This window comes from Nocardia sp. CA-151230, assembly GCF_050942175.1.
GTDB lineage: Bacteria > Actinomycetota > Actinomycetes > Mycobacteriales > Mycobacteriaceae > Nocardia.
This window is the reverse complement of sequence record NZ_CP192061.1, coordinates 3,309,956-3,323,511: the sequence shown is the minus strand read 5'-3', so window position 1 is coordinate 3,323,511 and position 13,556 is coordinate 3,309,956. Positions and strand designations below refer to the sequence as shown.

The 13,556-nt window shown below is 67.6% G+C and carries 12 protein-coding genes; 5 read left to right on the top strand and 7 right to left on the bottom strand.

The window, feature by feature from the left end; all coding sequences use genetic code 11:
• Positions 1–53: 53 nt before the first annotated feature.
• Both ACQP1O_RS15290 and ACQP1O_RS15285 read right to left on the bottom strand, forming a co-directional pair.
• Positions 54–548 carry a hypothetical protein gene (locus tag ACQP1O_RS15290; protein WP_433566444.1) on the bottom strand — a complete coding sequence of 165 codons (495 nt, stop codon included), beginning with the start codon at positions 546–548 and terminating at the stop codon, positions 54–56.
• Between the two features lie 241 nt (positions 549–789).
• Positions 790–2,259 (bottom strand): amino acid permease, encoded by a 1,470-nt coding sequence (locus tag ACQP1O_RS15285; protein WP_433566443.1) that lies wholly within the window; start codon positions 2,257–2,259, stop codon positions 790–792.
• Positions 2,260–2,521: 262 nt separating this feature from the next.
• On the opposite strand from ACQP1O_RS15285, the gene ACQP1O_RS15280 reads away from it, so the two are divergent.
• Positions 2,522–4,477 (top strand): gamma-glutamyltransferase family protein, encoded by a 1,956-nt coding sequence (locus tag ACQP1O_RS15280; RefSeq protein WP_433566442.1) that lies wholly within the window; start codon positions 2,522–2,524, stop codon positions 4,475–4,477.
• On the opposite strand, the gene ACQP1O_RS15275 is transcribed toward ACQP1O_RS15280, so the two are convergent.
• The 4 genes from ACQP1O_RS15275 to ACQP1O_RS15260 form a co-directional block, all read right to left on the bottom strand.
• On the bottom strand, positions 4,474–5,109 hold the full coding sequence (locus ACQP1O_RS15275) for a PH domain-containing protein (RefSeq protein ID WP_433566441.1): 636 nt from the start codon (positions 5,107–5,109) through the stop codon (positions 4,474–4,476). The two genes, ACQP1O_RS15280 and ACQP1O_RS15275, sit on opposite strands and share 4 nt — an antisense overlap.
• A 2-nt stretch (positions 5,110–5,111) precedes the next feature.
• Complete coding sequence (ribH, locus tag ACQP1O_RS15270; RefSeq protein ID WP_433566440.1) at positions 5,112–5,591, bottom strand: 6,7-dimethyl-8-ribityllumazine synthase; 480 nt, start codon at positions 5,589–5,591, stop codon at positions 5,112–5,114.
• A 36-nt stretch (positions 5,592–5,627) separates the two neighbouring features.
• Positions 5,628–6,872 (bottom strand): bifunctional 3,4-dihydroxy-2-butanone-4-phosphate synthase/GTP cyclohydrolase II, encoded by a 1,245-nt coding sequence (locus ACQP1O_RS15265; RefSeq protein WP_433566439.1) that lies wholly within the window; start codon positions 6,870–6,872, stop codon positions 5,628–5,630.
• Between the two features lie 202 nt (positions 6,873–7,074).
• Positions 7,075–7,701 (bottom strand): riboflavin synthase, encoded by a 627-nt coding sequence (locus ACQP1O_RS15260; RefSeq protein ID WP_433566438.1) that lies wholly within the window; start codon positions 7,699–7,701, stop codon positions 7,075–7,077.
• Between the two features lie 627 nt (positions 7,702–8,328).
• On the opposite strand from ACQP1O_RS15260, the gene ACQP1O_RS15255 reads away from it, so the two are divergent.
• A complete protein-coding gene (locus ACQP1O_RS15255) occupies positions 8,329–8,673 on the top strand; it encodes a hypothetical protein (protein WP_433566437.1) in 345 nt (114 codons plus the stop codon).
• Positions 8,674–8,680: 7 nt separating this feature from the next.
• On the opposite strand, the gene rpe is transcribed toward ACQP1O_RS15255, so the two are convergent.
• Positions 8,681–9,346, bottom strand: coding sequence for a ribulose-phosphate 3-epimerase (gene rpe / locus ACQP1O_RS15250; protein WP_433567693.1), 666 nt, complete (start codon positions 9,344–9,346; stop codon positions 8,681–8,683).
• 127 nt (positions 9,347–9,473) lie between these two features.
• Between rpe and ACQP1O_RS15245 the strand changes: the two genes are divergently transcribed.
• The 3 genes from ACQP1O_RS15245 to ACQP1O_RS15235 are packed head-to-tail and all read left to right on the top strand — an operon-like array spanning position 9,474 to position 12,934.
• The gene (locus tag ACQP1O_RS15245) at positions 9,474–9,899 is read left to right on the top strand and encodes an anti-sigma factor (protein ID WP_433566436.1); all 426 of its coding nucleotides are present in this window, start codon (positions 9,474–9,476) and stop codon (positions 9,897–9,899) included.
• Positions 9,896–10,789, top strand: a complete 894-nt coding sequence (locus ACQP1O_RS15240; protein ID WP_433566435.1) for an RNA polymerase sigma factor SigF — start codon at positions 9,896–9,898, stop codon at positions 10,787–10,789. The genes ACQP1O_RS15245 and ACQP1O_RS15240 overlap by 4 nt, the downstream gene beginning before the upstream one ends.
• A gap of 57 nt (positions 10,790–10,846) precedes the next feature.
• Positions 10,847–12,934 (top strand): NAD(+) synthase, encoded by a 2,088-nt coding sequence (locus tag ACQP1O_RS15235; protein ID WP_433566434.1) that lies wholly within the window; start codon positions 10,847–10,849, stop codon positions 12,932–12,934.
• Positions 12,935–13,556: the final 622 nt, after the last annotated feature.

Sequence of the window (13,556 nt, the reverse complement as noted above, 5' to 3'; positions counted from 1 at the left end):
CGAAAGCGGGTGCCGCCCACCAGCTCCCGGTGGGCGGCGTACCGCGCCGGACCTCAGGCGCCGAACCAGCGGTAGAGGTCGCGGCGCAGCAGCAGCGCCAGCACCACGCCGGAGACCATCACGCCGAAGAGCACGGTGAACGGTCCCACGCCCGTAGGCATTTCGGCCGACACCAGCGTGAAGATGCCCAGAAACGACTGCAGGCTGGCCAATCCGAGCGCGGTCACCCAGATCCAGCGCGAGCGCAGCCCGAACAGCAGTGCGACACCGCCGGTCACCCAGGCGGCGAAGAAGTGGCCGATACTGCCGACCACGCACGAGACGCCGCCGGTGATGGACAGCAGGCTGTGCAGCACCGCCAGTCCCATCGCGCCGAGCGCCGCATACTGCGTTTCCCGGACCTTGGCGGGCATGTCGATCTCGGAACCATCACGGCGCAACCCCCGCACCCCGTCGAGCACCCGCTCGAAAAATGTGGCTGGAATGCCGTTTCCCGTGGCGACGGGTGTCAGATCCACCTCGTCGGCAACGGCCATTTGCGAACTCACAGCACTCCTCATCGAGTAACCCCTGGTCGCGCGCCCCCTGCGAACGCGCTGAACCTGACGCTAACCAAATGTTCGGATTCCGGACAATCTGGTCGACCAAGTTATGACCATGGCCACAGCCGATAGCTAGCAATCGAAACAGTGATCTCGAACACATAACGGCCGCACGCGATTTCGCGTGCGGCCGTTGAAAAGCGCAGGTCCGGACAGAGTTTTCCCAGTGTACCCCGGAAACGGAAAACTACTTGTCGTCCATCGGGATCGGCGGAATCACCGGGAACTCGCCGGTGTAGCCCTCGCGCAGCCTGGCGATGGCCAGCACCCGCGGGCTGGCGACCTTCCACCCGATGGCCAGCGCGGGCACGATGATCACCAGACTGCCCACCGTCCACGTACCGACCGGATGGTCGAAAGCCATCAGCACCAGGACGGCGAAGAGGAACACCAGCGTCGCGATGCCGGTGTAGGGCGCACCGAACATCCGGAACGCCGGACGCTCCGCCTGCCCCCGCTTCCACAGATAGAACAGCTTCAGCTGGCACAGCACAATGGTGGCCCAGGACGCCAGAATGCCGAGCGACGCGACGTTCAGCACGATTTCGAAAGCCTGCGACGGCACAATGTAATTCAGCCAGATACCGAACAGCGCGATGGTGGCGGTGAGCAGAATGCCGCCGTAGGGCACACCGGCACTCGACATCCGCGAGGTGAATTTCGGCGCGCTGCCGTTCATCGCCATCGAGCGGAGGATGCGGCCGGTCGAATACAGTCCGGCATTCAAACTCGACAGCGCCGCGGTGAGCACCACGAAATTCATGATCGAACCCATGTGCGCGACACCGAGTTTGCCGAAGAAGGTGACGAACGGGCTCTCGCCGCCCTTGTACTCGACGTAGGGCAGCAGCAGCGCCAGCAGAATCACCGAGCCGCAATAGAACACGGCGATACGCATGATCACCGAATTGATGGCGCGCGGCATGATCTTGGCCGGATTCTCGGTCTCACCGGCCGCGATGCCGACCATTTCCACGGCGGCGTAGGCGAACACGACACCGGAGGTGACGGTGACCAGCGGCAGCACGCCGGTCGGGAACCAGCCGCCGGCGTCGGAGACCATGCGCAGACCGGTGCTCTGACCCTCGACCTCGAAGCGCCCGGCCAGGAAGATGGTGCCGACGACCAGGAAGGTCACCAGGGCCACCACCTTGATCATGGCGGCCCAGAATTCCATCTCGCCGAACCATTTGACCGAGACCAGGTTGATGCCGAGCACGATGATCAGCGCGCCCAGCGCCAGCAGCCATTGCGCGATCGGCTGGAAGGGTCCCCAGTAGTGCAGATAGGTGGCGATCGCGGTGGTGTCGACGATGCCGGTCATGGACCAGTTCAGGAAGTACATCCAGCCGGCCACGAATGCGGCCTTCTCACCGAAGAATTCGCGCGCATAGGAGACGAACGAGCCCGAGGACGGGCGGTGCAGTACCAGTTCGCCGAGCGCGCGCAGGATGAAGAAGACGAAGATGCCGCAGATCAGGTACACCAGGAACAGCGACGGGCCGGCATTGTGCAGCCGGCCACCCGCGCCCAGGAACAGGCCGGTACCGATGGCACCGCCGATGGCGATCATCTGCAATTGCCGGGGTTTCAGGGCTTTGTGATAGCCGCTGTCCTCGGCATCGAGGCTGGTGGCAGTAGTCCGGATCTCGGTCATTCGCCGGGTTAACCCTCCGCAATCGTGAAGTGAGGCAGCCTGAGGGTACCTTGCCGTTTGCTGAGTTACACATTGGCGTTCCGAGCAGGGGAGACAGCGAAAAATAAAGGCTGGTCGAGCGACCAATTGATGTGCTTTTCGGAGATTGCCGTGAAAGCGCTGAAATTCCTGGGCGACCAGCGGCCCGGAGTTCCCCCGGTAGCCCACCGATCCGGCCCGTCAAAGCCCTGCCCGCGCGGGCCCACGGCGCTAGAGTCCGATCATGAGGCGCTCGCGACGAATCGGGAGCGGCGCTGCCGCTCTGCTGCTGCTGGTCGGATTGGTCACCGCCTGTTCGTCCTCGACGAACCAGAGTGCGTCGTGCACGGTGTCCCCCAACGGAACTCCGGTCACCTCCGGGATGCCCGCCGGGCCCAGCAGCACGAATCTGGCCCTGCACCCCGAGGTCGCCACCGGTTACCGCACCGGCATGACACCCGTGCGGACCGGCGATTTCGCGGTCTCCACCGCCAATCCCGTTGCCACCGAGGCGGCGTGCCGGGTACTGCGGGACGGCGGCACCGCCGCGGACGCGCTCATCGTGGCACAGACCGTGCTGAATCTGGTGGAGCCCCAGGCCACCGGCATCGGCGGCGGCGCGTTCCTGATGTACTACGACGCCAATGCCAGGACCGTCGACGCCTACGACGGCCGTGAGACCGCCCCCGCGGCCGCCACCGAGGACTACCTGCGCTATATCAGCGCCGCCGATCACACTGTGCCGCAACCGAATGCGCGGGCCAGCGGGCGCTCCATCGGCACGCCGGGAGTGCTGCGGATGCTGGAGCTGGCCCACGACGAGCACGGCAAGCAGCCGTGGAAGGACCTGTTCGCCCCGGCGATCAACCTGGCCGATCAGGGCTTCAAGATCTCACCGCGGATGGCGAGCCAGATCTCCGACTCCAAGGCCGACCTCGCGCGCGACGACAACGCCAAGGCGTATTTCCTGCAGCCCGACGGCAGTCCGAAGCCGTCCGGCACCACGCTCACCAATCCGGGCTTCGTCAAGACCCTCTCGGCCATCGCGACCGACGGGGCGAACGCCTTCTACACCGGCGCGATCGCCGCGGACATCGTGGACACCACCGCCACCACCGCCGGCGGACGCACCCCGGGTCTGCTGTCCCTGGCGGATCTGCAGTCCTACCAACCGAAGAAGCGCACCGCGGTGTGCTCGCCCTACCGCACCCACGAGGTGTGCGGCATGCCCAACCCGTCCTCGGGCGGCATCGCGGTGGCAGCAGCCCTGGGCATTCTCTCCAACTTCGATCTGGCGTCGATGAAACCGACGGACCTCGGCGGCGACAGCACTACCGCCCGCAACGGCGGCAAGCCCACCCCGGAGGCCGTGCACCTGATCGCGGAGGCCGAACGCCTCGCCTACGCCGACCGCGACAAGTACATCGCCGACTCGGATTTCGTTCCGTTGCCGGGCAATTCGCCGCAGACACTGCTGGATCCCGGCTATCTGAAGCAGCGCGCGGCACTCATCGACCCGGCCAAGAGCCTGGGCACCGCCACGCCGGGTGACTTCGGCCCGGTGCCGGTCGGCAACGGCCCGCAGCAGCCCGAGCACGGCACCAGCCACATCTCCGTCGTCGACAAGTACGGCAACGCGGCCTCCATGACCACCACGGTCGAGTCCGCGTTCGGGTCGTTCCATTTCGTGGACGGGTTCATCCTCAACAACCAGCTCACCGACTTCTCGGCCGAACCGGTCGACAAAGCCGGCACCCCGATCGCCAACCGTCTCGACCCGGGCAAGCGGCCGCGCAGCTCCATGGCCCCGACCCTGGTCTTCGACCGCGATCCCGACGGCTCGCGCGGCGCGCTCAGCTACGTCACCGGTTCGCCCGGCGGGGCGGTGATCATCCAGTTCGTGGTGAAAACCCTGGTGGGCATGCTGGATTGGGGCATGAACCCGCAGCAGGCGGTGTCGATGATCGACTTCGGCGCGGCCAACTCCCCCACCACCTACGTGGGTGGTGAACATCCGGCCGTCGACGCCACCGACAACGGCGACCACGATCCGCTGGTGCAGAAACTGCGCCAGTACGGCGACCAGGTCTCGGTCGCCCCGCAGTCCAGCGGCCTGTCGGCCCTGGTGCGTGACGGCGATGGCTGGATCGGCGGGGCGGACCCCCGCCGCGAGGGCGCGGTGCTCGGCGGCCCGCGCTAGCCCCGGTCCTGGTTCTCGGCGCTGTACTTGGCGCCGAGTTCCCGGAATCGGTCCATGGCCTCGGCAGCGCGCATCTTGTCGTTGGAGCGGATGGCCATCATGGGCACGTACTCGTCGTGCGCCAATTCCAGCCGGGCCCAGGACTTCTTGTCCGGGAAGGAGATCCCACGGATGTCCTTCCACTGGAACTCGCTGTCGCCCACGATATTGCGCACCGTCACCCCGCGCCGGCCGACCCGCACCCGGGGCCGGGTGAGCGTCAGCACGCCGCCGGCCAGCAGCAGGCCGAACACCATCAGGCCGATCTGGTCGGAGACCCGGAAGTTCACGCCGGTGGATCCGTGCCGCAGCACGATGCCGCCGAAGATGAAGACGGCCGCCAGCACCGCCGCCACGATCCGCACGGTGACGATGGCGTGGTGCGGGCGCACCTCGAGATCCCAGTCACCCGCGGCGGCGCCGGGCTGCACCGGCGTTTCGGTTTCGGTCGGCTCGGCCATGGCGTCCTCGGACTCCGCTTTCTGCTCGGCCCGCGGATCGGAGTGCGCCGCAGGCGTTTCCGGCGTGGCGGCAGGCTTGCGGGGCGGCTCCTCGGAGCCGCCGTCCCGCTTCCAGATCCGCACGACCGGCATGGCTAGACGGTCTGGGTCAGTTCGCGCAGGGTCAGCGCGGCGTCGAGGGCGGCGGCCGCGGCTTGCTCACCCTTGTTCTCGTGCGAGCCGGGCAGGCCCGCGCGATCCAGGGCCTGCTGCTCGGTGTTCACGGTGAGCACGCCATTGGTGACCGGGGTGCTCTCATCGAGGGACACCCGGGTCAGACCGGCGGTCACCGAATCGCACACGTACTCGAAATGCGGTGTCTCACCGCGGATCACGACACCCAGCGCGACCACCGCGTCATGGCTGCGGGCCAGCGCCTGTGCCACCACCGGCAGCTCCATCGCGCCGGCGACCCGGACCACGGTGATGTCGGCGACGCCCGCGGCCCGGGCGGTCTGCTCCGCGTTCGCGACCAGCGCGTCGCAGATGGTGGTGTGCCAGCGCGACGCCACGATCCCCAGCTTCAGGTCCTTGGCATCGGCCAGCTCGAAGGTCGGTACGCCCGTACCGCTCATTCCTGTTCCACCCTCTCGATAGTCGGTTCCGGCGCGTCAGTTCGCGGTTTCGCCCAGGTCCAGGTCTTCCAGGCCGACCAGGTCGTGGCCCATCCGATCCCGCTTGGTGCGCAGATACCGCAGATTGTGCTTGTTGGCACGGACGGGCATCGCCACCCGCTCGCTGATGCTCAGGCCGTAACCCTCGATCCCGGCACGCTTGTCGGGATTGTTGGTGAGCAGCCGCATCGAGGTGATGCCCAGGTCGACGAGGATCTGGGCGCCGATGCCGTAGTCACGCGCGTCGGCGGGCAGGCCCAGGTCCAGGTTGGCGTCCACGGTGTCGGCGCCGCCGTCCTGCAGCTGGTAGGCCTGCAGCTTGTGCAGCAGCCCGATGCCGCGGCCCTCGTGGCCGCGCATGTAGAGCAGCACGCCGCGGCCCTGCTGGGCGATCATCTCCATGGCGGCGTCCAGCTGGGGGCCGCAGTCGCAGCGCAGGGAGCCGAAGGCGTCGCCGGTGAGGCATTCGGAGTGCACACGCACCAGCACGTCCGCGCCGTCGCCGATATCGCCCATGACCAGGGCAACGTGCTCGGCGTCGTCGTATTCGCTCTCGTAGCCGATGGCCAGGAAGTCGCCGAACTCGGTGGGCAGCTTGGCCTCGGCCACCTGCTTGACGTGCTTCTCGTTGCGGCGGCGCCAGGCGATCATGTCGGCGATGGAGATGAGCGCCAGATCGTGCTCGTCGGCGAAGATGCGCAGCTCCTCGGTGCGCGCCATATCGCCCTCGTTCTTCTGGCTGACGATCTCGCAGATGACGCCGGCGGGGCTGAGCCCGGCCATCCGGGCCAGATCCACGGCGGCCTCGGTGTGGCCGGGCCGGCGCAGGACGCCACCGTCCTTGGCGCGCAACGGAACCACGTGGCCCGGGCGGGTCAGATCGTCGGACTTGGCGCCGCGGTCGGCCAGCACGCGCATGGTGGTGGCGCGGTCGGCGGCCGAGATGCCGGTGCTGATGCCCTCGCGGGCGTCGACGGAGACGGTGTAGGCAGTGCCGTGCTTGTCCTGGTTGACCGCGTACATCGGCGGCAGGCCCAGGCGATCGCAGTCGTTCCCGGTGAGCGGCACACAGATGTAACCGGAGGTGTAGCGGATCATGAAGGCCACCAGCTCGGGTGTCGCCTTCTCCGCCGCGAAGATGAGGTCGCCCTCGTTCTCCCGGCCCTCGTCGTCGACGACGACGACCGCCTTACCGGCGGCGATGTCGGCGACTGCGCGCTCGATGGTGTCGAACCTGGTCACGTCTGTTGTGCTCCATCTCGAATTAGGTGCCTCATTACAGTAGGCCAGCCGCAGCGCCCGATTTGCGCCGCCCTGCGCCCAATTGCCCCTCCGCTTCGCTCCGGGGCAGGTTCGCGGCGCTGAAGGTCTCGTTCTTCGTTCCTCCGCTCCAGAACGAGCACTCCGCCTCCCCGCGCTTGCGCCGCGAACCTTTGGGTACTGGTCAGCCGCGTTGAACGAGGCGCTCCACATACTTCGCGATGATGTCGACCTCGAGATTCACCGTGGTGCCGACCGGAGCCGTGCCGAGGGTGGTGAGCTCGCGGGTGGTGGGGATGAGCGACACCTCGAACCAGTCCTTGGCGCCGTCGGCGAAGGCGTCCCCGGCCACGCCGATGCCCGAGACGGTCAGCGAGATGCCGTCCACGGTGATCGAGCCCTTCTCCACCACGTAGCGAGCGATGCTGTCGGGCAGGGAGATTCGCACGACCTCCCAGTTCTCGTGCGGGGTGCGGGACACGATGGTGCCGGTGCCGTCGACGTGGCCCTGCACGATGTGCCCGCCCAGGCGGCTGTTCACGGCCGCCGCGCGCTCGAGGTTGACGCGGGAGCCGACGGTGAGGCCGCCGATGCTGGAGCGGTCCAGGGTCTCGGCCATGACGTCGACGGTGAAGGTGTCGCCCTCGACCTTCCGGTCGACCACCGTGAGGCAGACGCCGTTGACGGCGATCGAATCACCGTGTCCCGCATCGGAGGTCACCAGGGGGCCGCGAATGGTCAGCCGCGCCGAATCGTCCAGCTGCTCGGTGGCGAGGATCTCGCCCAGCTCCTCGACGATGCCTGTGAACATGCGTACCTCTCCCTGATCGCGTCTGCGTGCTCCGTTCGAGCCAACAGCCGGTGCGGTACGTGGTATTCCCCGCATGGACGGCCGTCGCGTTCAGCCTAACGACGCGGGGTCGTAGGCGACATGCGGCCTCGTTCACTGGAGCGTTGGATACCGGTGGATGGACGAAATCGGGCGTAAGCCAATGTGCGATCGGATAATTGTGTTCATTGGTCGCGATCGCCAATTGAAACGCCAGGATTTACCGGTACTTTGAATGGCCTGACCTGGCCCAACGCGGAGTGGTACCCAATTCACGACTCGCTCAATCCAGAATCTTGCGCGGCAGCGAAAACGGTCGCAAGATTGTTATGCAGCTGATTCCCACAGTTCAACTTCTCCGCGAGCAGTTCAGTGCAGAACGGTCACCGCGTCCACGGCCGATCCGGGCCGTGACGATCATCGCAAGCAGAACCGAAGGAAGGTTGGACCCCGCGCGGGTCGGATTCAGGTGGCAGACAACACAATCGGCACAGTTGGGGGTGCGGCGTGACCATGCTTCTCGATTCGACACTCGAAGTTCGCTGCGTACAGTACCGACGCGAATTTCACCTGCCGGCATCGATCGACCCGACGTCACGGCACATCCTGTTGGAGATAGGCACCCGGTACGGGGCCATCACCATGCCCGCCGACCTCGGCGAACGCGTCCAGCAACAGCTGGCGCAGGCCGATCGTGCCGGCCCGGTCGTGCACCATCCCCGGGCACGGCGCTGGACCTTCATCACCGGCCCCGCCCGGCCGGAGTCCCTCACCAAATCGGTGGCCGCCGCCCTGTTCCGGCTCTACGCCACCGTCGCGTGCCCGGGCGCGCAGGTCGTGCTCCCGTCCGCCGACGACGAGCGGACGGGATACCGCACCTGGGTGCACTCCCCCGATTCCAGCGACACGATACCGCCGCTGGAATCGGTGATCGAAGCGCTGCTACAGCACTGAGCCCGCGCTACTGCGCGGACGCCGCCTCGACCGCGATCACCTTCTGCCGCAAGGTTTCCACGGTCGCTGCCGGGTCCGGGGTGCCGTACACCGCGGAGCCCGCCACGAAGCAGTCGATGCCGGCCTCGGCGGCCTGCTCGATGGTGTCCATATTGATGCCGCCGTCGATCTCCACGACCAGGCGCAGCTCACCGGCGTCGACCAGGCGGCGCACCTGCCGGGCCTTGTCGAGCACGTGCGCGATGAAAGACTGGCCACCGAAACCGGGTTCGACGCTCATCACCAGCAGGGTGTCGAACTCGCGCAGGATCTCGAGGTAGGGCTCGATCGGGGTGTTCGGCTTGACCGAGAGCCCGGCCTTGGCGCCCGCGGCGCGGATGTCACGCGCCACCGCGATGGGGTTGTCGGTGGCCTCGGCGTGAAAGGTGACGTTGTAGGCGCCGGCCTCGGCGTAGCCCGGGGCCCAGCGCTCCGGGTTCTCGATCATGAGGTGGCAGTCCATCGGAATATCGGTCGCCCTGAGCAGGCTTTGCACCACCGGCAGACCCAGCGTCAGATTGGGGACGAAGTGGTTGTCCATCACATCGACGTGCACCCAGTCGGCGCCCTCGATCGCTTGCAGTTCGGCCGCGAGATTCGCGAAGTCGGCGGACAGGATGGAGGGGGCGATCATCGGAGCGGGCCGCTGGAAGGGGGAGGAAGAGGTGCACACGGGCCGCAGTCTATCGGCAGCCCCCTATGGTCCCCACGTCAACGGGAATGGCTGATTGCCGCGCACCGGAATGGGTAGCCTCTACAGAGTGATCAACATTTCGGCGGAACAAGGGTTGCGCGGTACACCGGTCGAGATCGGTGTCGCCGCGTCCGTCTCCCAGTTGCCCATCGTGCGCGGACTCGCCGAAACACTGGTGCTGCTCAGCGATTTCACCCTGGACGAGGTGGCCGATATCCGGCTCGCCGTCGACGAGGCCGCCTCCACGCTGATCGCCGTCGCCGCACCGGGCACCACGCTGCAGTGCCTGTTCACCGTCGGCGACTCCGATCTGATCGTGCGGGTCAGCGGCATCGCCGGGGCCGAGGGGCTACCGGACCAGCGCAGCTTCGGCTGGCACGTGCTGCGGACGCTCTCCGACGAGGTCACCGCCACCCAGGAACCCTTCGATCCGGCGATCTCCGGGTACCCGACGGCGGTGGAGTTCCGGCGGGTCCGGGGGAAGGCGGAGTGACCGACGGAGACAACGTGTTCGCAGCATCCACCGACGCGCCGGGACCCGAGGAACCGCGCGACGACCGGGAACCGGACGAGACCGAGACCGAGGAGACGGTCGACGCCGACGAGGCCGAGGAGGTCGCGCGTAGCGTCTCCGGCTACGACGACGTCACCACACTGTTCGAGGAACTGGCCGCCGCCGCACCGGAATCCGCCCGGCGCGCCGCGCTACGCGCCGAACTGATCAACCGCTGCATTCCGCTCGCCGACCACATTGCCCGCAAATTCAGCGGCCGCGGTGAGCCTTTCGACGACCTCACCCAGGTCGCGCGGGTGGGGCTGGTGCATGCGGTGGACCGCTTCGACATCTCCCGCGGCTCCAACTTCCTGTCCTTCGCGGTGCCCACCATCATGGGCGAGGTCCGCCGCTACTTCCGCGACAACACCTGGGCCATGCGGGTGCCGCGCCGCGTCAAGGAAACCCACCTGCGCATCGGCTCCGCCATCGACGCCCTCTCCCAGCAACTGGGCCGCTCCCCCACCGCCAAGGAGATCGCGGCCGCCCTCGAGATCGACGCCGACGAGGTGACCCAGGCGGTCATCGCCGGAAACGCCTACCAGCCCAGCAGCATCGACGCCGTCTCCGTCGGCCGCGACACCGAGGCCTCGCTCCTCGACACCCTCGGCGAGGAAGAATCCCAGTTCGATCGCGTCGAGGAATACGTGGCCATCCGCCCCCTGCTGGCCGGGCTCCCCGAACGCGAACGCCGCATCCTCACCATGCGTTTCTTCGAATCGATGACCCAGACCCAGATCGCCCAGCAGATGGGCATCTCGCAGATGCACGTCTCGCGGATCCTCTCGAAAACCCTTGCCCGCCTGCGGGAGCAATCCGCCCGCGAGTGATTCCGGCGTGGCCGGGGCCCCGGCGCGTGCCCGGCATGGGTAGATTGCGGTCGGGTCATGATCGCCTCGGCCGGACGCAAAGGGGTCGGTGTGTCACAGCAGCTGCCGTTCGATTCGCTGTATCGGCACGGGTTCGCGCGGGTCGCGGTGGCCGTGCCACCGGTGCGGGTCGCCGATCCGGGCTTCAACGCCGAACAGACCCTGCTGCTGGCCCGGCACGCCGCGGCCGAGCACGCGGCGCTGACGATCTTTCCCGAGCTCGGGCTGTCCAGCTACACCGCCGACGACCTGTTCCATCAGGACGCGCTGGACGCCGCGGTCGGCCTGGCGCTCGAGCACGTGGTCGAGGAGAGCACCGCCATCGAGACGGTGCTGGTGGTGGGTGCGCCGGTGCGGGCGCAGGGCCGGCTGTTCAACTGCGGCATCGTGATTCACCGGGGCCGGGTGTTGGGGGCCGCGCCCAAGAGCTACCTGCCCAACTATCGGGAGTTCTACGAGAAGCGTCAGTTCGCGGCCGCGCGGGAGGCACTCGACGATCACGTGGTGATCGCCGGGCAGCGGGTGCCGTTCGGGGCCGATCTGCTGTTCGCCGCGAGCAATCTGCCGGATTTCGTGTTCCATCTCGAGATCTGCGAGGACGGCTGGGTACCGTTGCCGCCCAGCGGTTTCGCAGCGCTGGCCGGAGCCAGTGTGCTGGTGAATCTGTCGGCCAGCAATATCGTCATCGGGAAGGCCGACTACCGGCGCGAGCTGTGCGCCTCGCATTCGGCGCGGTATCTCGCCGCGTACCTGTATTCGGCTGCCGGGCACGGCGAGTCGACCACCGACATGGCCTGGGACGGACAGGCACTGGTGTGCGAGAACGGCAATGTGCTGGCGGAGGGCGAGCGGTTCGCCGGACACCCACAGGTGGTCACCGCCGATATCGATCTGCGGCGGCTGGCCGCGGACCGGCTGCGCACGACCAGCTTCGCCGACACCGTGCACGATCATCGGGAGCGGCTGGAACGGTTCCGGCGCATCGACGTCGAGCTGCCCGTGCCCGCCGGGTCCGTCGCGCTGCGGCGCGAGATCCCGCGCTTCCCCTATGTTCCCGCCGATCCGGCCCGCCGCAACGAGCGCTGCGCCGAGGTGCATCGCATCCAGGTGGAGGGACTGAGCACACGGCTGACCGCCACCGGATCACAGCGGGTGGTGATCGGGGTGTCCGGCGGCCTGGACTCCACGGTGGCGCTCATCGTGGCCGCCAAGACCATGGACCGGCTGGGACTGCCGCGCTCGAATGTCCTGGCGTACACCATGCCCGGCTTCGCCACCAGCACCCGAACCCTCGAGGACGCGCGGCGGCTCATGCGGGCGGTCGGGGCGACGGCACACGAGATCGACATCCGGCCATCGGCCACGCAGATGTTGCGGGACCTGAAGCACCCTGCCGCCGAAGGGGTTCCGCAGTACGACGTCACCTATGAGAACGTGCAGGCGGGCGAGCGCACCTCACACCTGTTCCGGCTCGCCAATCTGCACGATGCCCTGGTCGTCGGTACCGGTGACCTCAGCGAACTCGCGCTGGGCTGGTGCACCTTCGGCGTCGGCGACCACATGGCCCACTACAGCGTGAACGCCTCGGTCCCCAAGACATTGATCAAATACCTGGTGGCCTGGACGATCGACACCGGCGAGCTGGGCCCCGAGGCGGGTGCGGTCCTGGCCTCCATTCTCGCCACGGAGATCTCCCCCGAACTCGTTCCTAGCGACGGCGACGCTCCCCCGCAGAGCTCCGAGGCCACCGTCGGCCCCTACGAACTCCAGGACTTCCACCTCTACCACCTGCTCCGCTTCGGCGACCTGCCGAGCCGCATCGCCTACCTGGCCCACCATGTCTGGTCCGACCGCACCCGCGGCGGCTGGCCCGACCTCGTCCCCGCCGACCAGCGCCACGAATACGACCTGCCCGCCGTCAAACACTGGCTGGCCGAATTCCTGCGCCGTTTCATCCAGACCAGCCAGTTCAAACGCTCCACCCTCCCGAATGCCCCCAAGGTCGGCTCGGGCGGATCCCTGTCCCCACGCGGTGATTGGCGCGCGCCGAGTGATGCCTCGGCCGCCGCCTGGCTCGACGAGCTCGACCGCAACGTCCCCGGCTGACAACCGCCGCGGATCCGCTACGACCCAACCCGCACCGAACCACGATCGCGGCGACGTCGACGTTCGCGCAACCACCGGTGAGTCTGCGGCACACAGAACTACGCGACCGCCGGTAGGTCCGCGCCACGCACCCACACGACCGCCGGTGCGCATCTACGGGCCACAAACCCACGCGACCGCCGACGGATCTGCGGCACTGAGTCGATTACGGTGCATACCCTGGTTGCCTCGGGCAATCGCGCCTGAGGCTGCGGCTGTGAGCGGTGTAAGGGTGCTCACGTGGTCTACGCCGATGCAGACTGCTGCCCGTCGGTAGCCGTTGAGAGGCCCCGCCGCCGCGTAGGCGTGTCAGCCGGGCCCAGCCGCCTCGCAGCTGGGCTCGGCTGGCCTCGAACCATTCGGCCGCGCCGAGTGGCTGAAATGGCTGCGCCCCGCCGGGAATCGCTCACGGACGGGGCATGATGATCGTAGCGCTCTCGGTTCTCCCTTGCCCGCGCAGCAGATTTCGGTGAAGGGCCTTGCGCGCCTACATGGTTACTTCGGAGAACGGGGGTCTGGGAAACCGGGTCAGGTAGGCGTGGGCGCGTGGCCAGGGGTCGTTTGGGTATTCGGCGCGGCTGCG